This is a genomic window from Micrococcus lacusdianchii (assembly GCF_023155805.1).
GTDB lineage: Bacteria > Actinomycetota > Actinomycetes > Actinomycetales > Micrococcaceae > Micrococcus > Micrococcus lacusdianchii.
The window spans coordinates 12,962-37,729 of the sequence record NZ_JAKNUW010000006.1; the positions used below are offsets into that span (position 1 = coordinate 12,962).

Here is a 24,768-nt window from a genome sequence, read left to right on the forward strand (position 1 = left end):
CGCGTCCCACCGACCATCGGAAATGACATGGAATCCCTCTCCACCCTCATGGAGCAGTACGGCACCCAGGTGCCGGCGGCGTTCTGGACGAACATCCGCCTGGCCCTGCTGGCCACGCTGGGCTCGTTCGCCCTGGGCGTCCTGCTGGCCCTGTGCCGCATCTCCCCCGTGGCGTCCCTGCGGGCCCTCGGCACCGGCTACGTGCACGTCGTGCGCAACACTCCCCTGACCATCCTCATGCTGCTCGGCGTGCTCGCGGTGTGGGGGCAGCTCAAGATCACCTTCGCCCCGGACTTCCACCTCAACTTCTTCATCTACGCCGTGATCGCCCTCTCGCTGTACCACGCGGCGTTCATGTGCGAGGCCATCCGCTCCGGCGTCAACACGGTGCCCCTCGGCCAGGCGGAGGCCGCGCGCGCGATCGGTCTGGGCTTCCTGCCGGCCGCCCGGTTGGTGATCCTCCCGCAGGCGCTGCGCGGTGCCATCACGCCCCTGGGGAACACCGTGATCGCGCTGACCAAGAACACCACCGTGGCGGCCGCCGCGTCGGTGGCCGAGGCCTCCGGACTGATGAAGACCATGATCGAGTTCCGCCCCGACGTGATGGTGGCGATCTTCCTGACCTTCGCGATCGGCTTCTGCCTGATCGTCATCCCGATCGGCCTGCTCACCACGTGGGCCTCCGACAAGTGGGCGGTGGCCCGATGAGCGCGTCCGTGCTGTTCGACGCCCCGGGCCCCGCGGCCCGCCGGCGCATCCTGATCGCCAACCTCGTGGCCGCCGTCGTCGTGCTGGCCGTGGCGGTGCCCGTGCTCCTGCGCCTGCAGGAGCGCGGCCAGCTCGAGCCCCGGCGGTGGACCGCCGCCCTGGACGCCTCCGCGTGGTCGGACTACTACCTGCCCGGTCTGCAGTTCACCCTGCAGTCCGCGGGCATCGCGGTGGTCACCTCCGTGGTGTTCGGCCTGGTGTTCGGGTTCCTGCGGCTCGCGCCGCTCGCGCCGGTCCGAGCCGTGGCGGCCGTGATCGTGGAGTTCCTCCGCGCCGTGCCCGTGCTGATCATGATGGTGTTCTTCTACCAGGCGTTCGCCCTGGCCTCCCGCAGCGGGGTGATCAACGCCGCGGACAGCCCGTACTACGCCGTGATCGCCGCCCTGACGCTCTACAACGGCGCGGTCATCGCGGAGCTCGTGCGCTCCGGCGTCCGCTCCCTGCCCAAGGGGCAACGCGAGGCGGCGGCGGCGATCGGCATGACGCCGAACCAGTCGCTGCGCCTCGTGGAGGTCCCGCAGGCGCTCGTTGCCATGCTCCCCTCGCTGCTGAGCCAGTTCGTGGTGATCCTGAAGGACTCGGCCCTGGGCTACCTGATCGGGTTCTTCGAACTCCTGCAGTACGCCCGCCAGCTCGGCTCCGGACAGGGCAACATCCTGCAGACCCTCGTGGTGGCGGCTGCCATCTTCATCGTGATCAACCTGATCCTGACGTCCGTGGCGACCCTGCTCTCCCGGCGCCTGTCCTCCCGGACGGCGGGCCGCACGACAGCGCCGACCGGCCCCGACGGCGTGCGGGCCGCCTCCGCCTGATCCCGGGGCGTCCGGCACACACGAGAGCCCGCCGTCCCCGCACGTCCGGGGCCGGCGGGCTCTCGCCTCCCTCAGCCGTGCAGCCAGGCGCGCAGGGCGTCCCGGCAGGCCTCGACGGCGGCCCGCGTCACGTGCTCGTCGTCGGTGTGGGCCAGCAGCGCGTCACCCGGGCCGAAGTTCACCGCGGGGACGCCGATCGCGGAGAACCGCGCCACGTCCGTCCAGCCGTACTTGGGCTGCGGCTCCCCGCCCACCGCCGCCACGAAGCCCGCGGCCGCCGGGCGGTCCAGGCCCGGCCGCGCGGCGGCGGAGGCGTCCGTGACCTCCACCTGCGCCTCCCAGTCCACCCCGGCGGCGGCGAAGACCTCGCGCACGTGGGCGTGGGCCTCCTCGAGCGTCTTGTCCGGGGCGAACCGGTAGTTGACGTCCACGGCGGCGGAGTCCGGGATGACGTTGCCTGCCACGCCGCCGGACACGCGGATCGCGTTCAGGCCCTCGCGGTAGTCCAGTCCCTCGACCGTCACCGTGGCCGGCTCGTAGCGGGACAGGGCCGTCAGGAGCCCGCCGAGCTTGTGGATCGCGTTGTCGCCGCGCCACGCGCGGCCGGAGTGGGCGGCGACCCCGGAGAACGTCACCCGGTAGCGGCACGTGCCGTTGCACCCGCCCTCCACGACACCGTCCGTGGGTTCGAGCAGCACCGCGAAGTCCGCCTCGAGCAGGTCGGGCGCCTCGCGTGCCACGCGGCCCAGGCCCGACTTCTCGGACTCGACCTCCTCATGGTCGTAGAACACCCAGGTGACGTCGTGCGCCGGGCGCGGGCCGGCGTCGTGTCCGAAGAGCCCCGCCAGAGCCAGCTGGACGGCCACGCCGGACTTCATGTCCACGGCGCCGCGGCCGTACAGCACCTCCCCGTCCCACGTGCCGGGGACGGTGCCGCGCGAGCCGGGCACGCTCGGCAGCGGGACGGTGTCCAGGTGCCCGGCCAGCACGACGCGCGAGCCCAGGCCCAGATCCGTGCGGGCCACCACGGCGTCCCCGAAGCGGCGGACCGTCAGCCGGTCCAACGGCGTCAGGGCGGCCTCCACGGCGTCGGCGAGCGGGCCCTCCTCGTCCGAGACGGAGCGGATGTCCAGCAGGTGCGCCGTCAGCGCGGCGACGTCCAGCTCCGGGTCGGCGAGGTCGGGCAGGGCGGGGGCGGCGTCGTCGGTCATGGCGTCCATCCTACGGACGGGGTCTGCGCGCCCCCGGGACCCCGACCGCGGCGTCGGTAGGCTGACAGGCATGACCGATCCCTCCCAGAACACCAGCACCCGCCTCGTCTCCGGCCATGGCCTGGCCACCCGCGCCGCCGACGGCGCCGTCCTGGACGTGTGGTTCCCGGCGCCCGTGGCCGGTCCCCTGGCCTCCGCGGACGCGTCCCTCGCCGAGACCCTGCGCGGCCTCGCCACCGACGACGCCGACCGCGGCACCGCCCAGGAGGTCGTCGAGGTCGAGGCCGATCTCGACGCCGCCCCCGCCTCCGCCGAGGACGCCTGGCTACGCCTGCACGCCCTGTCCCACCGCCTGGTCCGCCCGAACGAGCTCAACCTGGACGGCGTCTTCGGCCTGCTCACCAACGTGGTGTGGACCAACGTCGGCCCCTGCGCCGTCGAGGGCTTCGAGCTGACCCGCGCGAAGCTGCGCGCCCGCGGGACGGTGAACGTGTACGGCGTGGACAAGTTCCCCCGCATGACCGACTACGTGGTCCCTTCGGGCGTGCGCATCGGCGACGCCGACCGCGTGCGCCTCGGCGCCCACCTGGCCGAGGGCACCACCGTGATGCACGAGGGGTTCGTGAACTTCAACGCCGGCACCCTGGGCACCTCCATGGTCGAGGGGCGCATCTCCGCGGGCGTGGTGGTGGGCGACGGCTCCGACCTCGGCGGCGGCGTCTCCATCATGGGCACCCTGTCCGGCGGCGGGAAGCAGCGGGTGGAGATCGGTGAGCACGTGCTGCTCGGCGCGAACTCCGGCGTCGGCATCTCGATCGGGGACGACTCCGTGGTGGAGGCCGGCCTCTACGTGACCGCCGGCACCCTGGTGACCGTGGTCCGCCCGGGCGAGGACTCCCGCACCGTCAAGGCCGTGGAGCTCTCCGGCGTGCCGAACCTGCTGTTCCGCCGCAACTCGGCGACCGGTGCGGTGGAGGCCCTCCCCCGCGGCGGCCGCACCGTGGAGCTGAACGCGGCGCTGCACGCCAACTGAGCCGGAGCGCCCCGCCACGGCCCGTGTTTCGGGGGCGATACCCGGCGTCGTTCCTTCAGAACCGAGCCAGGTATCGCCCCCATTGCGCGGGGGGCGGACGGACCCCGGGAGGCCGGTCCTGCACAGGCCACCGTCGCCCGCTCGTCCTCCACCGACGGGGGCGCCGTCCACCCGCAGCGCGCCCGAGCGCACTTGGCTGGGGCCATGCCCAGCACCGCCGCTCCCCTGCCGGCCCGCCTGCCTCCCGTCCTGACCGCCGCGGACCTCACCGACGCGGGTCTGCACCCCGAACGGTCCCGACGCGCGGGCCTCCGACGCGTCGGCCAGGGGCTGTACCGCCAGACCGCTCGTGATCCGGGCTCCTGGGCGGACGTCGGCCTCGCTGACCCCTCCCATGGCCATGACCGCGACCTCCTGGACGCGGTGCTCCGGCGTCGGCCCACGGCCGTGCTCTCGCACGAGACCGCCGCCCACCTGCACGGCATCCCGACGCCGTCGCGTCCGTGGCGCCCGCCCGACGACGCCGGGCTCCCACGGGACGCCGCCGCGCCGGTCCACCTGACCCTGCCGCGCGGCAGCCGGCGGATCCGGCGGCCGGGCCTCGTGGACCACCGCCGGCGACTGGACCCGGCGCACGTCACGACCGTCCACGGCCTGCGCGTCACCACGCTCGAGCGCACATGGCTGGACCTCTGTGCTCTCGGCTTCCTCTGGAGGCTCGAGGACCTGGTCGCCGCAGGCGACCACTGCGTGAAGCGGCCGTGGACGCCCCAGGGCCGGCTCCCTCCACTGTCCACGCCGGACGCCCTCGCCCGGACGCTGCGGGAGGTCGGCCGGTTCTCAGGGATCCGGACGGCGCGGGCCGCCCTCGATCTCGTGCGCGTCGGCGCGGACTCGCCTCCGGAGACCCGCCTCCGGCTCGCCCTGGTGGACGCCGGTCTGCCCGAGCCGGAGCTGCAGGCGCCGATCCACCCGGCGGACCCCCGCTCCCCCGAGGCGGACCTGGCCTACCGGTCACTCCGCCTGTGCCTCCAGTACGACGGCGCCGGTCACCGCACGCCCGATCAGCAGACGCGCGATGCCCGCCGTGAGCGGTACGCCGCCGCCCACGGATGGGACACGTGGCGGGCCACCGTGCACGACCTGCGTGAGGGGTTCGCGTCACTGGTGGGCGAGGTGCGCCGTCGTCGTGCCGCCGCGGGAACCCTCTGACCCACACCCGCCCCCGCCACCGCTCCCCACACACACGAATGGGGGCGAAACCGGGTGCCCTTCTCCATGAACGGCACCCGGTTTCGCCCCCAGAGTGGCGACCGCCGCCCCGCAGCCGTCAGGGCGACGGCGCGGGTCAGCCCTGCTGGACCTGGCGGAGCTCCGGGCCCACGTAGATCTGGCGCGGGCGGCCGATCTTGGTGGCCGGGTCCTCGATCATCTCGCGCCACTGCGCGATCCAGCCGGGCAGACGGCCGAGCGCGAAGAGCACGGTGAACATCTTCTCGGGGAAGCCCATGGCCTTGTAGATCACGCCGGTGTAGAAGTCGACGTTCGGGTACAGCTTGCGCTCCACGAAGTAGTCGTCGGCCAGGGCCTTCTCCTCGAGACGCTGGGCGATCTCCAGCAGCTCGTCGTTGCCGCCGAGCTTCTCCAGGATGTCCGCGGCGGTCTTCTTGATGATCTTGGCGCGCGGGTCGTAGTTCTTGTAGACCCGGTGGCCGAAGCCCATCAGCTTGACGCCGGCCTCCTTGTTCTTCACCTTCTCCATGAAGTCCTCGGGCTTCGTGCCCTCGGCCTGGATCCGGCGCAGCATGTTGAGCACCGCCTCGTTGGCGCCGCCGTGCAGCGGTCCGTACAGGGCGTTGATGCCGGCGGAGACGGAGGCGAACATGTTCGTGTGGGCGGAGCCCACGAGGCGCACGGTGGACGTGGAGCAGTTCTGCTCGTGGTCCGCGTGCAGCATGAGCAGCAGGTCCAGGGCCTTGGCCATGTCCGGGTCGATCTCATAGTCCTCGGCGGGGACGCCGAAGCACAGGCGCATGAAGTTCTCGACGTAGTTCAGGTCGTTCTTGGGGTACATGAACGGCTGGCCGAGGGACTTCTTGAACGCGTAGGCGGCGAGCACGGGCAGCTTCGCCAGCAGGCGCACGGTGGAGATGTGCACCTGCTCCTCATCGAACGGGTCCAGGGAGTCGCCGTAGAAGGTGGACAGCGCGGACACGGAGGAGGACAGCACCGGCATGGGGTGCGCGTCCCGCGGGAAGCCGGAGAAGAACTGCTTGACGTCCTCGTGCACCATGTTGTGCCGCAGGATGTTCGTCTCCCATTCCTCCGACTGCTGGACGTCCGGCAGCTCGCCGTTGATCAGCAGGTAGGCCACGTCCATGAAGCTGGAGTGCTCGGCCAGGTCCTCGATCGCGTAGCCGCGGTAGCGCAGGATGCCCTCGTCGCCGTCGATGAAGGTGATGGCGGACTTGGCGTTGGCCGTGTTCATGAAGCCCGGGTCGTAGGTGACCCTGCCGGTCTCCTTGAGCAGCGGCGCGATCGTGATGCCGTCGTTGCCGGCCACGGCGCGCTCGACGCCGAGGTCCAGGCTCTGGTCGCCGACGGTCAGCCGGGCGGACTCGTTCTCGGTCACGGGTGTCTCCCTCGTCTTCCTGTGATGGTGGGTCCGGGCGGGACCGGCGGATGACGGGGCCCGCGCTCGGGAGCGACTGTGGCCCACGCTACCAAGTCGCGCCCGGCTCGCGGGCACGGCGCGGCTCTGCGACGGCGCCTCAGTCGGCCCGCGGGCCCCGCTCGCGCAGTCGCCGGGCCGCCGCCGCGACGGCGTCATCGGGCGCGGTGAGGGCCACGCGGACGTAGCCGTGCCCCGCCGTGCCGTAGAACACGCCGGGTCCCGCGACGATCCCGAGGTCCGCCAACTCCCCCAGCAGGTCCCAGGAGTCCTGCTCCGTGGCGGCGGCCAGATCCCGGTCGGCGCGCCGCGTCCACAGGTAGAGGCCGGCCTCGGAGTGGTCGACGGCGCACCCCGCCTCTCGCAGGGCCGGCAGCAGGGCCTCGCGACGGGCGCGGTAGAGCGCCTTCTGCGCGGCCACGTGCTCGTCGTCCCCGAGGGCCACGGCCATGGCGTGCTGCACCGGGGCCGGAACGATCATGCCGGCGTGCTTGCGCGTGTTGACCAGCGCGCTCACGAGCTCCGGGTCCCCCGCGGCGAATGCCGCACGGTAGCCGGCCAGGTTGGACTGCTTGGACAGCGAGTAGATGCTCAGCAGCCCCGTGTGGTCGCCCCCGGAGACCTCGGGCGCGAGGATGCACGGGACCGTGCGACCCTCCCATGCGTCCCAGCCGAGTTCGGCGTAGCACTCGTCTCCGCACACGACGGCGCCGAGCGCGCGGGCGTCGTCCACGACCGACTTCAGGGCGGGCGCGTCCAGGACGGCACCGGTCGGATTCGCCGGGGAGTTGGTCCACACGAGGCGCACCCGGGCGCGGACGTCCTCGTCCAGCTCGGCCAGCGTGTCCGCCGCCACCGCCTCGGCGCCGACGATCTGTGCGCCGATCGCATACGTGGGGTACGCGGTGGCGGGGACGACGACGACGTCGCCCGGACCCAGCCCCAGCAGCGTGGGCAGCCACGCGATGAATTCCTTGGACCCCACCGTGGGGATCACGGCCCGCGGATCCAGGCCGGCCACCCCGCGACGCCGGGCGAACCACTCCGCCACGGCGCGGCGCAGGGCCTCGGTGCCGTGCGTCGTCGGGTAGCCGTGGGCGTCCGCGGCGGAGGTGAGCGCGTCGCGGATCAGCGCGGGCGTGGCGTCCACCGGGGTGCCGATGGACAGGTCCACGGTGCCCTCGGGGTGCGCGGCGGCGCGCTCCCGGTACGGGGTGAGCGTGTCCCAGGGGTAGTCCGGCAGCGTCAGCATGCGCCTCAGGCGCCCTCGCCCTGCGGCGGCAGCGCCGAGATCAGCGGGTGGTCCTTGGCGATCTGCCCGAGCTTGGCCGCGCCTCCCGGGGAGCCGAGGTCGTCGAAGAACTCGACGTTCGCCTTGTAGTAGTCGGCCCACTCCTCCGGGACGTCGTCCTCGTAGTAGATGGCCTCCACCGGGCACACGGGCTCGCACGCGCCGCAGTCCACGCACTCGTCCGGGTGGATGTACAGGGAGCGCTCGCCCTCGTAGATGCAGTCCACGGGGCACTCGTCGATGCACGCCTTGTCCTTGACGTCCACACACGGCAACGCGATCACATAGGTCACGGCTGACCATCCACCTCTCTGACGGGCACGGGATTGGGGGTTCCCCCCAGGGTACTCGCTCCGTCCCGGCCGCCCGGGGCGGGACACGGGCGACGGCGTCGCACGCCGAGCACCAGCAGGAGCACCCCGAGCACGGGCAGGCCCAGGACCCAGCCGACCGAGGCGAGCAGCGCCGTCGGCATGGTCTGCGCGAGCGGGGCGGTCCACGGCAGGCCGAGCTGGTCGGTGGCCGGCAGGCGGTACAGGGCCAGGACCGCGGTGAACGCGCCGATCACGACCGCGCCGCCCGCCGGCACCGGGTGCGCGCCCGAGGCGGCCGCAGTGCGCATCCACCACCGCTGGGTGGAGCCCGCCAGCAGCAGGGCGAGCACGAGGCCCCAGGGCAGGGCCATGCCAGCCACGGGCGCGAGGTTCAGGTGCGTCACGGTGCCCAGGGCCCCGACGAGGGCGCCGAGGGCGAGCCCGGGCAACACGCCGCGGCCACGGCGGGGCGCGGCCGTGGAGGTGGATGCCGCGACGGCGGCGCCGTCCCCTGCGGAGGGGGCAGGCGCCGCCGTCGTGGCGTGCCGGGGACGGACCGGCTCAGGCCCGCGCGCGGGCACGGGCGGCCTTGAGGCGCTCGTTGGCGTCCAGCACAACCTTGCGGATGCGGATGTCCTCGGGGGTGATCTCCACGCACTCGTCCTCGCGGGCGAACTCGAGGGACTCCTCGAGGGTCAGCACGCGGGGCGGGGTCAGGCCCTCGAAGGAGTCGGAGGAGGCGGCACGCATGTTGGTGAGCTTCTTCTCCTTGGTGATGTTCACGTCCATGTCGTCCGCGCGGGAGTTCTCGCCGACGATCATGCCCTCATACACCTCGGAGCCGGGCTGGATGAAGAACGAGCCGCGCTCCTGCAGGTTGATCATCGCGAACGGCGTGGCGGTTCCCGCGCGGTCGGCCACCAGGGAGCCGTTGGTGCGGTACTCGATCTCGCCGGTCCAGGGCTCGTAGCCGGCCGCGTAGGAGGAGGCGATGCCCGCGCCGCGCGTGTCGGTGAGGAAGCGGGTGCGGAAGCCGATCAGGCCGCGGGCCGGGACCAGGAAGTCCATGCGGATCCAGCCGGTGCCGTGGTTGGACATCTCCTGCATGCGGCCCTTGCGGGCGGCCATGAGCTGCGTGACCGCGCCCATGAACTCCTCGGGGACGTCGATGGTCATCATCTCCATCGGCTCGTGCAGCTTGCCGTCGACGGTCTTGGTGACCACCTGCGGCTTGCCCACGGTCAGCTCGAAGCCCTCGCGGCGCATCTGCTCCACGAGGATGGCCAGCGCCAGCTCGCCGCGGCCCTGCACCTCCCACGCGTCCGGGCGCTCGGTGGGGAGCACCTTGAGGGACACGTTGCCGATCAGCTCCTTGTCCAGGCGGTCCTTGACCTGGCGCGCGGTGACCTTGGCGCCCTTGACGCGCCCGGCCAACGGGGACGTGTTGATGCCCACGGTCATGGAGATGGCCGGGTCGTCCACCGTGATCAGCGGCAGCGGCCTGGGGTTCTCCAGATCGGTGAGGGTCTCACCGATCATGATGTCCTCGATGCCGGCGACGGCGACGATCTCGCCGGGCCCGGCCTCCTCGGCGGGCACGCGCTCGAGGCCCTCGGTGGCGAGCAGCTCGGTGATCTTCACGGTCTTCAGCTCGCCGTCCTGACGGGCCCACGCGACCTGCTGGCCCTTCCTGAGGGTGCCGTTGAAGATGCGCAGCAGGGCCAGGCGGCCGAGGAACGGGGACGCGTCCAGGTTGGTGACGTGGGCCTGGAGGACCTCGGACTCGTCGTACCGCGGGGCGGGGATGCGCTCCATGATGATCTGGAACAGCGGCTCCAGGTCCTCGGCGTCCGGAAGGCTGCCGTCGGCGGGCTGGGTCAGGGAGGCGCGGCCGGCCTTGCCGGAGGCGTACACCACGGGCACGTCCAGCACGGAGTCCAGGTCCAGGTCCTCGACCTCCTCGGCCAGGTCCGAGGCAAGGCCCAGGAGCAGGTCCATGGAGTCGGAGACGACGCCGTCGATGCGGGCGTCCGGGCGGTCGGTCTTGTTGACCACGAGCACCACGGGCAGCTTGGCGGCCAGCGCCTTGCGCAGGACGAAGCGGGTCTGCGGCAGCGGCCCCTCGGAGGCGTCCACCAGCAGCACGACGCCGTCCACCATGGACAGGCCGCGCTCCACCTCGCCGCCGAAGTCGGCGTGGCCGGGGGTGTCGATCACGTTGATGGTGACGGTCTGCCCCTCGGGGGCGGAGGGGCCGGAGTAGAACACGGTGGTGTTCTTGGCCAGGATCGTGATGCCCTTCTCCTTCTCCAGGTCCCCGGAGTCCATGACGCGCTCGGCGACGTCCCCGTGGGTCGAGAAGGCGCCGGTCTGCCGGAGCATGGCGTCCACCAGGGTGGTCTTGCCGTGGTCCACGTGGGCCACGATGGCCACGTTGCGCAGGTCGGAGCGGCGGGTGTCGGTCGAGGTCATGGAGGTCCTGTCCGGTTCGGGATGGGGTGCGGGCACAGCACGACGGCGGCCCCGCACGATCATACGCGTGGGGGCCGCCGTCGTGATGCGGGGTGCGGGACCGTCAGTAGGCGGCCTCGCCGAGGGAGGCGAGCAGCTCGCGCCGCTCCTGGCGGCGCTCGGCCTGCAGGTCCGGGTCCGGCACGGGCGCCGCCGCCAGCAGGCGACGGGTGTACTCGGCCTGCGGGTCGTGCAGGACGTTCTCCGTGGGGCCCTGCTCCACCTGGCGGCCGTCCTTCAGGACGAGCACCTTGTGGGCCAGCATGTCCACCACCGCGAGGTCATGGGACACGAACAGGCAGGCGAAGGAGTACCGGGACTGCAGCTCGGCGAACATCTCGAGGACCGCGGCCTGGACGGACACGTCGAGCGCCGAGGTGGGCTCGTCCGCGATCAGGACCTCGGGGTCCAGGGTCAGCGCACGGGCGATCGAGATGCGCTGGCGCTGACCGCCGGAGAGCTCGTGCGGGTATCGGTTGACCACGGAGCGCGGCAGACGGACGGCGTCCACGAGCTCCTCGGCACGGGCCAGGCGCGAGCGCCGGTCCCCCACCCCGTGCACCACCATCGGCTCGGTGATGATGTCGCCGATGGGGAAGCGCGGGTCGAGCGAGGCCGCGGGGTCCTGGAAGACCACGCCGATCTTGCGCCGCAGCCGCCGCTGCTCCTTCGTGGGCATGGTGGCGAGGTCCTCGCCCTGGATGCGCAGCGAGCCCGCGGCCACCGGCAGCAGGCCGAGCACGGCCTTCGCGATGGTGGACTTGCCCGAGCCGGACTCGCCCACCAGGCCGAGGATCTCTCCCGGGGCCACGGAGAAGCTGACGTCGTGCACCACACGGTTCTTCTTGCCGCGGTGGTCGTACTCGATGCTCAGGTCCTCGGCCTCGATGGCGTAGACGGCCTGGGACTGCGTGGCGGTGACCGGCTCCGGCTCCGCCACCTCGTACGTGGCGCCCAGACGGGGCACCGCCGCGAGCAGCTTCTGCGTGTACGGGTGCTGCGGGTGCTGCAGCACCTGGTGGACCGGGCCCGTCTCCACCATCTCGCCGTGGAGCATCACGCACACGCGGTCCGCCATGTCCGCCACCACGCCCATGTTGTGCGTGATCAGCAGGATGCCGGTGTTCATCTTGTTCTTCAGCGAACGCAGCAGCTCGAGGATCTCGGCCTGCACCGTGACGTCGAGCGCCGTGGTGGGCTCGTCCGCGATGATCACCTTGGGCGAGCAGCTGATCGCCATCGCGATGACGATGCGCTGGCGCTGGCCGCCGGAGAACTGGTGCGGGTACTGCTTGAGCCGGCTGGCGGCGTCGGGGATGCCCACCATGGTGAGCAGCTCGACGGCGCGCTTGTCCGCCTCGGTGCCGTACGCGATCCCGTGCACCTGCAGCGCCTCGGTGAGCTGGTCGCCCACCGTGAGTACCGGGTTCAGGGCCGTCATGGGCTCCTGGAACACCATGGCGACGTCGTCGCCGCGGATCCCGCGCAGCTGCCCGGGGGTCATGGTGAGCACCTCGCGGCCGGCGAGCTTCACCGAGCCGGTGATGTCCGCCGTCGGGGGCAGCAGGCCCATGGCCGTGGAGCTGGTGACCGACTTGCCCGAGCCGGACTCGCCCACCAGGGCGACGACCTCGCCGGGCTTGACGTCGAACGTGACTCCCTTGACCGCATGCACCGAGCCGAACTCGGTGGCGAAGCGCACGTCCACGTCCCGGAAGGACAGGATCGGCTCGCCGCCGAGGTCGTCGTGGCGCTGGACCACGCCGATCGCGCTGGTGGCCGGCCCCGTCACCGGGTGCGGCGCGGTGACCGGGCCCGGCACGAGGCCGCCCTGCTCCGCCGCGGGGGTGGAGGCGGCATGGCTGCCGGCGTTGTTCTCGACCATGTCACGGTCCTTCCCGTCGAATGCCTTCGCGTTCATCACAGGCCTCCCTGTCCGCCGCCGGCACCGAAGCCGCTGGTGTTGTGCGGCTGGTTCGGGCGGCCGTCCGCGTCCACCGGGGCGTCGTTCAAGCCCGCGCCGCGGGCGGTGGGCGCGGCGGCCAGGCCGCCGGCCGTGGTGGCGCCGGCCTCGGTCACCGAGGCACGGCGGCTGAAGAAGCCGCGCTTGCGGCGGTGCGCGCCGGACTGGCGGGGGTCGAACGCGTCGCGCAGGCCGTCGCCGAGGAAGTTCACGGACAGGGCGATCGCCAGGATCATCATGCCGGGCCACCAGAACAGCCACGGACGCGTGGTGAACGCGTTCTGGTACTGGCTGATCAGCAGGCCGAGGGAGGAGTCCGGGGGCGTCACGCCGAAGCCCAGGTAGGACAGCGAGGTCTCCAGGAGCACGGCACCCGCGATCGCGAAGGTCGCGTTGACGACGATCACGCCGATGGTGTTCGGCAGCAGGTGCTTGGCGATGATGCGCCCGGGCTTGGCGCCCATGGCCACGGCCGCGGCCACGAACTCCTTCTCCCTCAGGGAGAGGATCTCACCGCGCACCAGGCGGGCCAGCGAGGTCCAGGAGACCAGGCCCAGCACCACGGCGAGCGGGATGATCCCCAGCTCGAGGCCCGAGGCCATCTGGCCCAGGACGGCGGCCAGCACCAGCAGCGGGATCACGATGATCAGGTCGGTCAGGCGCATCAGCACCGAGTCCACCCACCCGCCGAAGTAGGCGGAGATCGCGCCGACGGCGGCACCGATGACGGTGGAGAGCAGGCCCACGATGGCCGCGATGATCATGGACTGCTGCGTGCCGCGCATGACGAGCGCGAAGTAGTCCTTGCCCGTGGACTCCTGGCCGAAGGGGTGCTCGCCCCAGCGCAGGCCCTCGCCGCCGAGGAACTGCGGCACGAGCGAGAGGGTCGGCTTGCCCCCGTTCACGATGGTGGCGGCCGAGGTGTAGGACTTGTCCCACCAGCCCGGGATGCCGGCGAAGCCGATCGAGGTGAACGCCAGGAGCGTCACCAGGGTGAGGACCACGAGGGACACCATGGCGGCCTTGTGGCGGAAGAATCGCTTCCGGACGAGGGCACCCTGGGAGTAGGACCTGCCGGCGTTCTCCCGGAGCTTGATGTCCTCGGCCTCGGCGAGGTCGACGACGGCGGTGCCGCCCGCGGGGCGGCCGGTGTTCTGTGCGGAGGAGCTCACGGGGATCACACTCGAATCCGGGGGTCGAGGACGGCGTAGAGGATGTCCGCCACGAGGTTCATGAGGACGGCCGCGGTGCCGGTCACCAGGAAGAACGCCATCACGGGGGCGGGGTCCACCTGGTGCAGGCCGGTGGCGAACAGCTCGCCCATGCCCTTCCAGCCGAACACGCGCTCGGTGATGACCGCGCCGCCGATCAGGCCGGCGAAGTCGAACGCCATGATCGTGGTGATCGGGATCAGCGAGTTGCGGAAGGCGTGCTTGAGGATGACCTGCCGCTCGCCGAGGCCCTTGGCCCGGGCGGTGCGTATGTAGTCCTGGCGGGAGACCTCCAGCATGGAGGAGCGGGTGTACCGCGAGTACGTGGCGACCGAGATGATGGTCAGCAGGATGGTCGGCAGCAGCAGCTGCGTGCCCTTGTCGAGGAACAGCACCCAGAAGTCCGCCTTCAGATTGGGGGTCTCGGAGCCGATCGTGGAGATGGGGCGCGACTTCACCCGCAGGAGGGCGGGCCAATAGTTCATCATGTGCTCGGCGATGATGGCAGTGCCCATGACGAGCGCCGTCACCACGGAGACCGTGACGGCCGACCCCTGGGAGAAGCCGCCCAGAAGACGGCCCACGAGGACGCCCACGAGCACGGTGATGACGGCGAGGCCGGCGATGATCCAGCCGTTGGGGTTCGCGAACAGGATGCCGTAGGTGGCGTAGTAGCCCACCATGCCCAGGGCCACGGTCACGAGGCCCGCCTTCAGCACGGAGCGGTTGCGCAGGCCGGTGACGAGTGCGGTGGCGCCCACGGCGACGGCCAGGCCGATGACCAGCTGCACCACCGGCCCCAGCCTGGGGTTGCGCCACATGTCGAGCGCGAACATCAGGTAGGCGCCCAGCACCACGACGGCGACGGTGGCCAGGAACGTGAAGGCGCGGCGGGCGAGCGAACCGGCCATGGCGGCCTGGAGGGCCAGGCCGAGGATCACCGCGAGGCCGATGATCAGCGCCCAGTTCAGGGTGGGCTCGGCGATCCAGTTGTTGTACCCGATCGCCATGTACTCCTTCAGGAGCACGGCGGCCCAGAACACGGGCAGGGAGAAGAAGAGGAAGATGAGGAACGTGACGGCGTAGTCGAGGCCGGAATACTGGCGGATGGCCGTGATGATGCCCACGGCCACGCCGATGATGATCGCCAGGACGGTGGCGAGGACCACGAGGCGCAGCGTGGAGCTGGCGGCGTTGGCCAGGAGGTCGGCGACCTGCTGGCCGGATCGGTTGGTACCCAGGGTGCCCTGGCCCAGGAGGTAGCCGCCGAGACCCTGGAGCCAGATGAAGTAGCGGACGTACCAGGGCCGGTCCAGGTCCATGTAGGCGATGCGGGTGGCGATCAGCTGATCGCGGTTGTTCGCCTGCGACTCCCGGAGGTCGGAGAGGGGGTCGCCCGAGTTGACGACGAGGAAGAACAGCAGGATCGACGCGCCGAAGAGGACGAGCAGGGAGCTGCCCAGGCGTCTCAGGATGAATTTCAGCACAACAGGGGGTGGCCTTCCGTGCGGACTGGGAAGTGGGTGGAGTGTCGGAGTTCGCTCCGTCATGGGACTGGGCCCGACCGCGACGGCCGGGCCCAGTCCTCAACGCACGGCCGCCGGGACCCGGGGGTCCCGGCGGCCACACGATCAGTGGTCAGGCAATCGTCACTCGGCGACGCGCTTCCACTGCTCGACGTTCCAGAGGGCGCCGGTCTGCACGGAGGTGGCGCGCACGTTGGCGAGGTCCGCCTGGTGGGCGAGCACACCCGGGTGCGCGTACAGCGGGATGGCCTGGAAGTCCTCCCACAGGGCCTTCTCGATGGCCTTGGTCTGCTCCAGCTGCTCCTTCTCGTCCAGCGAGGTGGAGAGCTTGTCCCACGCCTCGTCGACGGTCTTGTTGGAGTAGGACTGCTGGTTCTGCTGGCCGTCCGACTGGTAGATGTTCGCGCCGGAGGCCTTCTGGCCGGAGCCCGACCACGCGAAGAGCGCCACGTCGTAGTCGCCCGCCGGCATGACCTCCTTGAAGAACACCTGGCTGTTGGCGTCCTGGATGTCGAAGCCGGCCTTGTCGCACTCGGACTTGATGAGCGCGACGGTCTCGGTGCGGCGCTGGTTGCCGGCCTGGTAGCCGAGGCGCACGACGGGCTTGTCCACACCGGACTGCTCGACGAGCTGCTTGGCCTTCTCCGGGTTCGGCTGGTCCAGCTCCTTCGGGTAGGCCGCGTCCACGACCTCCTGGTAGTTCTCCTGGAACGGGAACACCTCACGGGCGTTCAGGACCTGCGCGTCCGGGTTGATCGGCTTGATCAGGCTGTCCACGATCTGCTGGCGCGGCACGCACAGGGCGAACGCCTCGCGCAGCTCCGGGCTGTCCGCGAACACGGAGCCCTCGCCGCGGTTGAAGTCGAGGTGCTCCCAGGTCATCTCGTCGCCCTTCTGGACGTTGACCTGGTCGCCCAGGCCGTCCAGCTGGGAGACGGTGTCAATGGTGGCCTGGGGCTCGATGACGTCGAGCTCCTTGTTCTGCAGCGCCTGGACGTGGGTCTCCGGGGCGGCGAACTTGATCACCAGCTCCTTGGTGGCGGCCGGGGTGCCCCAGTACTCCGGGTTGGCCTCCAGGGTGATGGAGTTGCCGGCCTGCCAGCTGCCGTCCTTGATGCGGTACGGGCCCATGGACGGGATCATGTCCTGCTCGGGAAGCTCGCCCGGGGAGAAGTCCCAGCCGTTGTTCCAGAACTCGGCGGCCGGCTTCAGGGCCTCCACATCCTTGGCCTTAGCCGCCTCCACGAGGGCGTCCAGCTCCATGTCTGCGCCCTTGGCGATCACGTGGGCCGGGAGGGCGGTGTTCACGAGGATCTCCCAGTCGGCGTAGGGCTCCTCGTAGGTGATGGTGAACTCCTTGCCGTTGGGGTCACCCTCAGGAGCCTCGGGGATGCGCTTGCCGAACTCGGTGGAGATCGTCTCGAACAGCGGCGGCTTGTCGCCGGTCTCCGGGTCCGCCTCGCCCTCCGGATTCTGGATGGTGGGGTTGTCAGCGGCCCACTGGACGATGTAGTCCGCGGCGGTCACGGGGGTGCCGTCGGACCACTTCGCGTCCTCGGCGATCGTGTACTTCACCGTGAGCGGATCGTCCGAGATCTTCTCGTACGTGCCGAACTCCTCGTTGGGCAGCAGGGTGCCGTCGGTGCCGTAGTACCAGAAGCTCGAGAACAGGCGGTCCACCACGGCGGAGTTGTACGTGCTGTAGGTGTTCTCCTGCACGCCGTTGTACGAGAGGAACTCGTCGGCGCCGACGGAGTACGCGATGGAGCCGTCCTCGGTCTGCACGTCGCCCAGGTCGGCCAGGCCCGGACCGTCGACGGGCGCGGTGAGCTTCTGGCCGTTCTCGCCCGTGGTCACCTCGACGGCGCCGCCGGAGGCGGAGCCGCCCTCGGCGGCCGAGGAGGAGCCGCCGTTCGCGGCCGGCGAGGAGGAGCCGCCGTCGTTGGAGGCCGGGCCGGCCGGGGAGCATGCCGAGAGGACGAGCGCGGAGCCGAAGGCGAGCGCCGTGGCCGCAGAGAGCTTCGTGTGCTTCATGGAAGGATCTTCCGTTCATCTGAAGGTGCAAGGGCGACCCGGGCGGGCGGGGATCCCCCCGCCTGGGACGACCTCCGGTGTGGCGCCAATCATGACCACTCCGTGAGATGAGACACACTGTAACGGGTATCTCGGTGTAACGGAAAGCGGCCACTCGGGGGCGTTATATGACGCCCTCCCCGTCCCGCCACGGCAGCCCGTCCCCGCGGCAGCTGTGGGCCTACCGGGAAGTATCCCAGGTAGCTCACCCCCGAGGTGGTGTAGGTGAACGTGATCCCCATGACCACGCGGATGCCCACATGCATGCCCCAGGCGGCCACCGCGAACAGCCGGCCCAGCCGCCGAAGAGCTCCGTGCGTAGACCGTCGATCGCGATCTGCCCGCGCAGCACCTCTCCCCCGGCCCACGTCACCCCCAACTGGCTGCGGACCTTGGCCACGCCCGAGATGAGGTAGACCACGCACGTGGTCGCGTTGACCATGGGCGCGACGCCGAGGGTGGCGAGCGCGTTGACGGCCTGAGCGTCGTCGAACAGACCGTCAGCCACCCGCGGCGCCAGCGGGCGCTGCAGCACCTTCACCACACCGACGGGCTCGAAGCGGCGCGGCGCCCCTGCACCGCGCGGGCGTCTGCCGGGGTGGGCTCGGGGACGGTGCGCCCGGGGGCCGACGCCGTCCGGTGACGGCGGACGGTCGGGGGTCTCATGGGCTCCTCCTCGGGGTATGTGCGGTGACGGGTCAGGCGGCGACCCGGTCGGCCAGCAGGGTGCGCACGGCCCAGGCGCCGGCCATGCCGTGGACGCCGGCGCCGGGCGGCGTGGAGGCGGAGGCGAGGTAGAGGCCCGGTCGGCCCGCGCGGTGCGGCACGGGGGTCGGGGCAGGGCGCAGGAGCAGCTGCAGCCCGCCCATCGAACCGCCGGCGATGTCCCCGCCCACCAGGTTGGGGTCCCAGGCCTCGAGGTCGGCGGGCCGGGAGGCCTCGGCGTGCACGATCCGGTCCCGGAAGCCGGGGGCGAACCGCTCGACCTGCTCCTCGATCAGCGGCCGCACGTCCCCGGCCCAGCCGTGCGGGACGTGGGCGTAGGACCACACCACGGTGCGGCCCGCGGCCGCGCCCATGGCGCGCGAGGGGTCCGCCGCCTGCTGCTGGCAGAGCATGACGAACGGCTGCTCGGGCATGCGGCCGGCGGCGGCCTCGGCCTCGGCGTGCTGGATCTGCGCCGACGTGCCGCCGAGGTGCACCGTGCCGGCGCCCGTCAGGGCCGCATCCGTCCAGGGGATGGGCCCGTCCAGGAGGAAGTCCACCTTGGACACGGCCGCGCCGTAGCGCCAGCGCCGCAGGGCCCGGGCGTAGCCGGCGGGCAGGTCCGTCCCGGCCAGTGCGGCCACCTGGCGCGGCGTCATGTCCAGCAGGACCGCGTCCGCGGCGGGCAGCTCACCCAGATCTCTCACGTCATGGTCCAGGTGCAGCCGGCCGCCGTGGTCCTCGAGCACCGCGACCAGTGCGGCGACGATCGCACCCGAGCCGCCCTCGGCGACGGGCCAGCCCGTGGTCATGCCCAACGCGCCGAACAGTGCGCCGAACGCGCTGGTCAGGGGCCGGCCGGGGGGCAGGATCGCGTGCACGGCCGACCCCGTGTACAGGGCGCGAGCCTGCTCGGTGCGGAAGGCGGCCCGGGCCGTCCATGCCGCCGGCCACGGGGCGCGCAGGCCCAGCTGCGCCATGGCCACGGGGTGCGGCCAGGGCCGCAGCATGGGGCCGAGCACGTCCTCGACGAGCTTCTGGGGCTGCCGCACGAGGGCGCCGTGCACCGCCCGCCACGCCCTAGCGTCGGCGCCGAGGCCCTCGGCGGTACGGTCGAGATCCCGGTGCAGGAGGGCCGCGGGGCCCTCCGGCAGAGGGTGCCCCATGGGCAGGTCGGGGTGCAGCCACCGCAGTCCACGGCCGGTGAGGTTGAGCTCATGGAACACCGGACTCGCCACGCCGAACGGGTGGGCGGCGGCGCCGAGGTCCACCACGGTTCCCTCCCCCAGCACCGGGGCCGAGGCACTCGCCCCGCCCGGCGCGCAGTGCCGTTCGTACACGTCCACCTCCCAGCCCTCCCGGGCCAGCAGGGCGGCGGCGGTCAGGCCGTTGGGGCCCGAGCCCACGACGACGGCGCGTCCGGGCTCGGCCCCGCGGGGCAGCGCGAACCCCTGGCCGGGGGCGGCGCGCTCCGCCCCGAGGGGGAGGCCGAGTCGGTCGGCGAAACCGGTCACGCGGATGGGCAGGGACGGCCTGCGGGACATGGTGGGCTCCTGTGGTCGGGGCGGGCCGGGGCGGTCCGCCCCCCCTAGGATGGCGGACGACCCCGCAGGCCGTCCCGGCCACGCCGACCGCCGTCTGGAAGGAGGCCCACGCATGGACCCATTCTGGGCGGCCCTCGCGCTCACCGTGCTCGCCGGGGCCTCGACCGCCGTCGGCGGCGCCCTGGGCGCCATCGGCCGGCCGATCTCCGGCCGTGGGCTGGCCATGGCCCTCGGGCTCGCCGCCGGGGTGATGGTGACGGTCTCGCTCGCGGAGATGATGCCGGCCGCGGGCGAGGGTCTGGCCACCGGGGTGGGCTCGGCCGGAGGCCTCGCGGCGGTCGCCGCGCTCTTGGCCGGGGCCGGTGCCTACCTCCTGCTGGATCACCTGCTGCCGGAGCCCGCTCCCCCGGCCCCGGCCGACGGCGCCGGGCCGGGCGGCACGGGAGCCGCCACCCGCCGCATGGCCCGCCTCGGTGCGGTGACGGCCGCCGCGATCGCGGCCCACAATCTGCCGGAGGGGTTCGTCACCTTCGCCGGCGCCCTCGAGGACCCCTCCGTGGGGCTCGCCCTGGCCATCGCGATGGCGGTGCACAACGTCCCGGAGGGCATCGCCGTCGCCGTCCCGGTGCGCACCGCGACGGGCTCGCGGCGCCGCGCCTTCACCTGGGCGGCGGTGGCCGGCGTGGCCGAGCCGGTCGGCGCCCTCGTCGGATACCTGGTGCTCGCGCCCTTCCTGACGCCAGCGGTCCTGGGAGCGGTGTACGGCCTGGTGTCCGGCGTCATGGTGGCGCTGAGCCTGCACGCCCTGCTCCCCGAGGCGCAGCGCGCCGGCGGACGCGCCCCCGCGCTGCTGGGCGCGCTGGCGGGGATCGCCGTGATGCTGGTCTCCCTCGACCTGCTCGCCTGAGCCGGCGGCTCAGTTGTAGCGGGCCTCCTGGAGGACCGCCTCGGCCTCACGCTCTGTCCCGTCGGGGGTCCGCCACGCGACGGCGATCCGCTCCCCCGCGTTGTGGTCGTTGACCAGCCGGGACATCCGCGAGGCGTTGCCCCCCACCTCCGTGCCGTCCACGGCGGTGATCACGTCGCCCGGCGCGAGGCCGATCTCCTCGCCGGCCGAGCCCGGGTCCACTCGGAGGACCTCCACGCCGTCTCCCGAGCCGGAGACCATGATCCCCAGCGAGCCGTCCGCCCCGATGCTCACGGTGTCCGTTTCCTCCCCCGAGAGGACCTGGGCCACCACGTCGAAGGCCACGTCCAGGGGGATGGCGAAGCCGTCCACCTCCTCCGCGGTGGTCCCCTCGCTGGCGGCCACGGTCACGCCCACCACCTGGCCCTCGGCGTCCACGAGCGGCCCGCCGGAATAGCCGGGGACCACGTCCGCATCCGTCTGGATGAGCCCGGTGAGGCGGGCGAAGTCATCCGTCCCCTCGGTGGCCGCCATGATCGACTGGTCGGTCCGCAGCACCTCGCCGACCACGGCCGTCAGGTGGCCCTGTCCGGAGCCGTTGCCGACGGCGGCCACCTGCTCTCCGCGGGCGGGGACCGCTCGGGACACGCTCGTGGGGGTCAGGTCCGCGACGCCCTCCACGTCCAGCACGGCGATGTCGTGCTGGGCGTCCCGGCCCAGGACCGTGGCCGTGTACCGCCGCCCCGTGTCCGCCACGGTGACGAAGACATCCGAGGAGTCCTCTACCACGTGGTAGTTGGTGATCGCGAGCCCGTCCTCGGACAGCACGATCCCGGTCCCGGTGCCCATCATGGTGCCCAGCGTGGTCTCCACGAGGAGCACGCCCGGAGCGTCGTCCACCCGGGCGCCGGCGGCGAGATCCGGGCCCGACCCCACCGCGCCGTCCCAGTCCACGGCCACGCCGTCGTGGGCACCCTCGAGGCCGGCCGCGAGCGCCTGCACCTCCTCGCTCGACGCACGGGGGGCCGCCGCCTCCGTCCCCTGCCGTGCGGCCACATCCCCCATGCGCCCGGCGACCAGCAGCGCCAGCCCCGCGGCCAGCACCACCGCGCCGAGCACGCCGAGGACGCTGATCAGGACCGTCACCGGCGAGCGTCGCCGCGGGCGTGGGGGCTGCGGCCACCCGGGCGGCGGGGCCGGGGGCGGCCAGGAGGATGGGGCGCCGGTCACCGGGATCAGCCGCGCGCGGCGGCCAGGGCGGCCTGGTAGTCCGGCTCGGTGGTGATCTCGTCCACGAGCTCGGTGTGCGCCACGCGGCCCTCGGGGTCGATCACGACGACGGCGCGCGCGAGCAGCCCCGCCATCGGGCCCTCCGCGAGCTCCACGCCGTAGACGGTGCCGAAGTCCGAGCGGAAGACGGAGGCGGGGGTGACGGCGTCGATGCCCTCCGCGGAGCAGAAGGGAGCGGCGGAGCCGACCGCGGGCAGCTCGCCCACGGTGCGGACGGGGGTGCTCTTGAGGTGGGTCAAGGCCATGGGCGACAGCCTAGGATGGCGCGAGGCCGAGCGTGCGCGTGTCACGCGGGACTCGGCGCAGGGCGAACGGGAGGCCGCATCCGATGCACGAGACGCTGACGTCCAACGTCACGGACACCGCACTGCTGTTCGAGGGCGGGGGCATGCGCGCCTCGTACACCTCGGCCGTGGTGGTCGAGCTGCTGCGCGCGTGCGTGCACGTGGACTTCGTGGCGGGGATCTCCGCCGGCTCCTCCAACTCCGTGAACTACCTGGCCCGCTCCCCCGAGCGCGCGCGGCAGGCGTTCGTGGACTTCGCGGACGACCCGCGCTTCGGGAACTGGCGGACGTTCCTGCGCGGCAAGGGGATGTTCAACGCGGAGTACATCTACGAGCACGCGGGCCTGCCGGAGGCGGACCTGCCGTACGACTTCGCCACCTTCGAGGGCAACCCCGCCCGTCTGGCGCTCGCCGGCTTCGACGCGGTCACCGGCGAGACCCGCTGGTGGACGCGCGAGGACATGACGACCCTCCAGGACCTCATGGTGCGCGTGCGGGCGTCCTCGACCATGCCCATCCTCATGCCCCCGGTGCACGCGGAGGGCACGGTGTTCGTGGACGGCGCGCTCGGCGTCGACGGCGGCATCCCGGTGACCGCCGCGGAGGAGGCCGGCTTCGAGCGGCTGTTCGTGGTGATGACCCGCGAGCGCTCCTACGTCAAGGGGCCCGAGCGCTTCCCCGCGTTCTACCAGCGGGCGTTCCGGAGGTACCCCGCCGTGGCCGAGGCGCTGCTCACCCGCTGGCAGCGCTACAACGCCACGCGCGAGCGCCTGTTCCAGATGGAGCGGGAGGGCCGCGCCTATCTGTTCGTCCCCGAGACCATGCCGGTGGCCAACGGGGAGCGGTCCGTGGCGAAGCTGGCGGCCTCCCACGAGCTGGGACTGGCGCAGGCGCGGCGCGAGATGCCGGCCATCCGGGAGTTCCTGGGCCTCTGAGCCGACGACGACGGCCCCCGCGTCCGGACGGGCCGGCCCGGTCAGCGGGCGGGCGCGGAACGCTCCCGCACGGATTCGGTGGGCAGCCCGAACACCGAGTCGAAGGCGTAGGCGTATACGGCCGCGTAGACGAGGAAGAACACGAGCAGGCCGGCCTCGATCAGGAAGGCGTCCCACAGCCCGACGCCCAGGACGAGGGCCACGGCCGGCACGAGGAACACCAGCAGGCCGCCCTCGAAGCCCACGGCGTGCGCCACGCGCATCCACCACGGCCGGTGGGTGACGCCCACGCGGCGCTCGAACCGCTCGAACAGGGTGTTGAACAGCACGTTCCACAGGAGGGCCACCGTCGAGGAGAGCACGGCCACCACGAGGGACGGACCGCCGGCGTTGCCCAGGGCCGCGAGGATGCCGGTGGTGAAGAGCACCGCCAGCGCCTCGAACACCACGGCGTACACCACCCGGCGCAGTGCCGCGGAGGCGAACACCGGGCGGCCCACGAGGGCACGGCGGCCACCCGGTCCGCGCGGAGCGGGACGGGTCCGTCCGGGGGCGGGGCCGACGTCGGCGGTCATGGGGGGTTCTCCTGGACGCTCGGGTCTGTGAGGCGGGGCGCCCCGAGAGCCCACCCTAGACGCCCGCCGCGCGGGGCCCGAACCCCTCGCTTGGGGCGCACCCGCCGGGGCTGGTCCCGTTATGCTCGACACCGCGCCGCGACCGCCGCGGGAGCGCACACCCCGAGGAGCACATCCATGAGTGGTCTGGTAGCCCTGCTCGACGACGTCGCCGCCCTGGCGCGCCTGGCCGCGGCGAGCGTGGACGACGTCGCCGCCGGTGCAGCCAAGGCGAGCGCGAAGGCCGCCGGCGTGGTGGTGGACGACGCGGCCGTGACGCCCCAGTACATGTCCGGCGCCGCCGCCAAGCGCGAGCTGCCGATGATCTGGCGCATCACGAAGGGTTCGCTGCGCAACAAGCTCGTCTTCATCCTCCCGGCCCTGCTGATCCTGGACTGGCTGGCCCCGTGGGTGCTGCCGTGGCTGCTCCTGGCCGGCGGCACCTACCTCTCCTACGAGGGCGCGCACAAGGTCTGGGGCAAGCTCACCGGCCACGACGAGTCGCACGACGCCCCGGCCGTGGAGAAGGGGCCCGAGGCGGAGGACAAGGTGGTCCGCGGAGCGATCACCACGGACTTCATCCTCTCGGCCGAGATCATGGTGATCTCCATGAACGAGGTGGCGGACCAGACCTTCTGGCTCAAGGCCGCGATCCTGGCGGTGGTGGCCGTGGTGATCACCGTGGTGGTCTACGGCGCCGTGGCGCTGATCGTGAAGATGGACGACATCGGCCTGCACATGAATCAGAACGCCCGCACCGCCGGCGGCCGCTCGTTCGGCGCCGGCCTGGTCAAGGCCATGCCGGTGGTGCTCGGCGTCATCACCGCCATCGGCACCGTGGCCATGCTCTGGGTGGGCGGTCACATCGTGCTGATGGAGCTCTCCGTCCTGGGGCTGCCGTGGATGTACGACCTGCAGCACTCCGTCGTCCACGCCGTCGAGGCCGCCGGCGGCTTCGTGGCCTGGCTCGTGGAGACCCTGACCTCCGCCCTGTGGGGCCTGATCTGGGGCTCGCTCGCCCTCGGCGTGGTCCTCGTGGTCAACCGCCTGCGCGGCAAGACGGACACCCTGGCGCACTGACGCGCCACCGCACGAACGCCCCGGG

General features: G+C 72.3%; 23 protein-coding genes. 7 read left to right on the forward strand and 16 right to left on the reverse strand.

Annotated elements, in window-relative coordinates; translation table 11 throughout:
• The first annotated feature begins 27 nt into the window (after positions 1-27).
• Together MA879_RS05115 and MA879_RS05120 are read left to right on the forward strand one after the other, a co-directional pair.
• On the forward strand, positions 28-708 hold the full coding sequence (locus tag MA879_RS05115; protein ID WP_248123986.1) for an amino acid ABC transporter permease: 681 nt from the start codon (positions 28-30) through the stop codon (positions 706-708).
• On the forward strand, positions 705-1,580 hold the full coding sequence (locus MA879_RS05120) for an amino acid ABC transporter permease (protein ID WP_248123987.1): 876 nt from the start codon (positions 705-707) through the stop codon (positions 1,578-1,580). Before MA879_RS05115 ends, MA879_RS05120 begins: the two co-directional genes overlap by 4 nt.
• Before the next feature lie 71 nt (positions 1,581-1,651).
• Here MA879_RS05120 and dapE read toward each other — a convergent pair whose 3' ends face one another.
• Complete coding sequence (gene dapE, locus MA879_RS05125; RefSeq protein ID WP_248123988.1) at positions 1,652-2,791, reverse strand: succinyl-diaminopimelate desuccinylase; 1,140 nt, start codon at positions 2,789-2,791, stop codon at positions 1,652-1,654.
• 70 nt (positions 2,792-2,861) lie between these two features.
• On the opposite strand from dapE, the gene dapD reads away from it, so the two are divergent.
• Both dapD and MA879_RS05135 read left to right on the forward strand, forming a co-directional pair.
• Positions 2,862-3,824, forward strand: coding sequence for a 2,3,4,5-tetrahydropyridine-2,6-dicarboxylate N-succinyltransferase (gene dapD, locus MA879_RS05130; RefSeq protein WP_248123989.1), 963 nt, complete (start codon positions 2,862-2,864; stop codon positions 3,822-3,824).
• A 204-nt stretch (positions 3,825-4,028) separates the two neighbouring features.
• On the forward strand, positions 4,029-5,036 hold the full coding sequence (locus MA879_RS05135; protein WP_248123990.1) for a hypothetical protein: 1,008 nt from the start codon (positions 4,029-4,031) through the stop codon (positions 5,034-5,036).
• 136 nt (positions 5,037-5,172) lie between these two features.
• Here the strand turns inward: MA879_RS05135 and MA879_RS05140 are convergent, their stop codons facing one another.
• The 12 genes from MA879_RS05140 to MA879_RS05190 all read right to left on the reverse strand — a co-directional run bounded on the left by MA879_RS05140 (position 5,173) and on the right by MA879_RS05190 (position 19,633).
• Entirely contained in the window at positions 5,173-6,456 is a 1,284-nt protein-coding gene (locus MA879_RS05140) for a citrate synthase (protein ID WP_248123991.1), read from the reverse strand.
• Between the two features lie 139 nt (positions 6,457-6,595).
• Complete coding sequence (dapC, locus tag MA879_RS05145; protein ID WP_248123992.1) at positions 6,596-7,747, reverse strand: succinyldiaminopimelate transaminase; 1,152 nt, start codon at positions 7,745-7,747, stop codon at positions 6,596-6,598.
• A gap of 5 nt (positions 7,748-7,752) precedes the next feature.
• Positions 7,753-8,079: a ferredoxin gene (gene fdxA / locus MA879_RS05150; protein WP_135029672.1), complete on the reverse strand. Its 327-nt coding sequence runs from the start codon at positions 8,077-8,079 to the stop codon at positions 7,753-7,755.
• Positions 8,076-8,681 (reverse strand): hypothetical protein, encoded by a 606-nt coding sequence (locus tag MA879_RS05155; RefSeq protein WP_248123993.1) that lies wholly within the window; start codon positions 8,679-8,681, stop codon positions 8,076-8,078. The genes fdxA and MA879_RS05155 overlap by 4 nt, the downstream gene beginning before the upstream one ends.
• Positions 8,662-10,572 (reverse strand): translational GTPase TypA, encoded by a 1,911-nt coding sequence (gene typA / locus MA879_RS05160; protein WP_248123994.1) that lies wholly within the window; start codon positions 10,570-10,572, stop codon positions 8,662-8,664. The genes MA879_RS05155 and typA overlap by 20 nt, the downstream gene beginning before the upstream one ends.
• A 103-nt stretch (positions 10,573-10,675) precedes the next feature.
• The gene (locus tag MA879_RS05165) at positions 10,676-12,532 is read right to left on the reverse strand and encodes an ABC transporter ATP-binding protein (protein ID WP_248123995.1); all 1,857 of its coding nucleotides are present in this window, start codon (positions 12,530-12,532) and stop codon (positions 10,676-10,678) included.
• Positions 12,532-13,746 carry an ABC transporter permease gene (locus tag MA879_RS05170; protein WP_418001216.1) on the reverse strand — a complete coding sequence of 405 codons (1,215 nt, stop codon included), beginning with the start codon at positions 13,744-13,746 and terminating at the stop codon, positions 12,532-12,534. The genes MA879_RS05165 and MA879_RS05170 overlap by 1 nt, the downstream gene beginning before the upstream one ends.
• A 5-nt stretch (positions 13,747-13,751) precedes the next feature.
• Positions 13,752-15,272, reverse strand: a complete 1,521-nt coding sequence (locus MA879_RS05175; protein ID WP_248123996.1) for an ABC transporter permease — start codon at positions 15,270-15,272, stop codon at positions 13,752-13,754.
• A gap of 162 nt (positions 15,273-15,434) precedes the next feature.
• Positions 15,435-17,345, reverse strand: coding sequence for an ABC transporter family substrate-binding protein (locus MA879_RS05180; protein ID WP_248123997.1), 1,911 nt, complete (start codon positions 17,343-17,345; stop codon positions 15,435-15,437).
• 244 nt (positions 17,346-17,589) lie between these two features.
• Complete coding sequence (locus MA879_RS05185) at positions 17,590-17,925, reverse strand: hypothetical protein (protein WP_248123998.1); 336 nt, start codon at positions 17,923-17,925, stop codon at positions 17,590-17,592.
• Positions 17,922-18,050: a hypothetical protein gene (locus MA879_RS12385; RefSeq protein ID WP_282447635.1), complete on the reverse strand. Its 129-nt coding sequence runs from the start codon at positions 18,048-18,050 to the stop codon at positions 17,922-17,924. The genes MA879_RS05185 and MA879_RS12385 overlap by 4 nt, the downstream gene beginning before the upstream one ends.
• 32 nt (positions 18,051-18,082) lie before the next feature.
• On the reverse strand, positions 18,083-19,633 hold the full coding sequence (locus tag MA879_RS05190; RefSeq protein WP_248123999.1) for a phytoene desaturase family protein: 1,551 nt from the start codon (positions 19,631-19,633) through the stop codon (positions 18,083-18,085).
• 112 nt (positions 19,634-19,745) lie between these two features.
• On the opposite strand from MA879_RS05190, the gene zupT reads away from it, so the two are divergent.
• Positions 19,746-20,540, forward strand: coding sequence for a zinc transporter ZupT (gene zupT, locus MA879_RS05195; RefSeq protein WP_248124000.1), 795 nt, complete (start codon positions 19,746-19,748; stop codon positions 20,538-20,540).
• A gap of 9 nt (positions 20,541-20,549) precedes the next feature.
• Here zupT and MA879_RS05200 read toward each other — a convergent pair whose 3' ends face one another.
• Positions 20,550-21,686 carry a S1C family serine protease gene (locus MA879_RS05200; protein ID WP_248124001.1) on the reverse strand — a complete coding sequence of 379 codons (1,137 nt, stop codon included), beginning with the start codon at positions 21,684-21,686 and terminating at the stop codon, positions 20,550-20,552.
• An 89-nt stretch (positions 21,687-21,775) separates the two neighbouring features.
• Entirely contained in the window at positions 21,776-22,075 is a 300-nt protein-coding gene (locus MA879_RS05205) for a redoxin family protein (protein WP_248124002.1), read from the reverse strand.
• 83 nt (positions 22,076-22,158) lie between these two features.
• On the opposite strand from MA879_RS05205, the gene MA879_RS05210 reads away from it, so the two are divergent.
• Positions 22,159-23,049 carry a patatin-like phospholipase family protein gene (locus MA879_RS05210; protein ID WP_248124003.1) on the forward strand — a complete coding sequence of 297 codons (891 nt, stop codon included), beginning with the start codon at positions 22,159-22,161 and terminating at the stop codon, positions 23,047-23,049.
• Positions 23,050-23,090: 41 nt separating this feature from the next.
• On the opposite strand, the gene MA879_RS05215 is transcribed toward MA879_RS05210, so the two are convergent.
• Positions 23,091-23,624, reverse strand: a complete 534-nt coding sequence (locus tag MA879_RS05215) for a PACE efflux transporter (protein ID WP_248124004.1) — start codon at positions 23,622-23,624, stop codon at positions 23,091-23,093.
• A gap of 177 nt (positions 23,625-23,801) precedes the next feature.
• Here MA879_RS05215 and MA879_RS05220 point away from each other — a divergent pair, with 177 nt between their 5' ends.
• On the forward strand, positions 23,802-24,743 hold the full coding sequence (locus MA879_RS05220; protein WP_248124005.1) for a DUF808 domain-containing protein: 942 nt from the start codon (positions 23,802-23,804) through the stop codon (positions 24,741-24,743).
• The last annotated feature ends 25 nt before the right edge of the window (positions 24,744-24,768 follow it).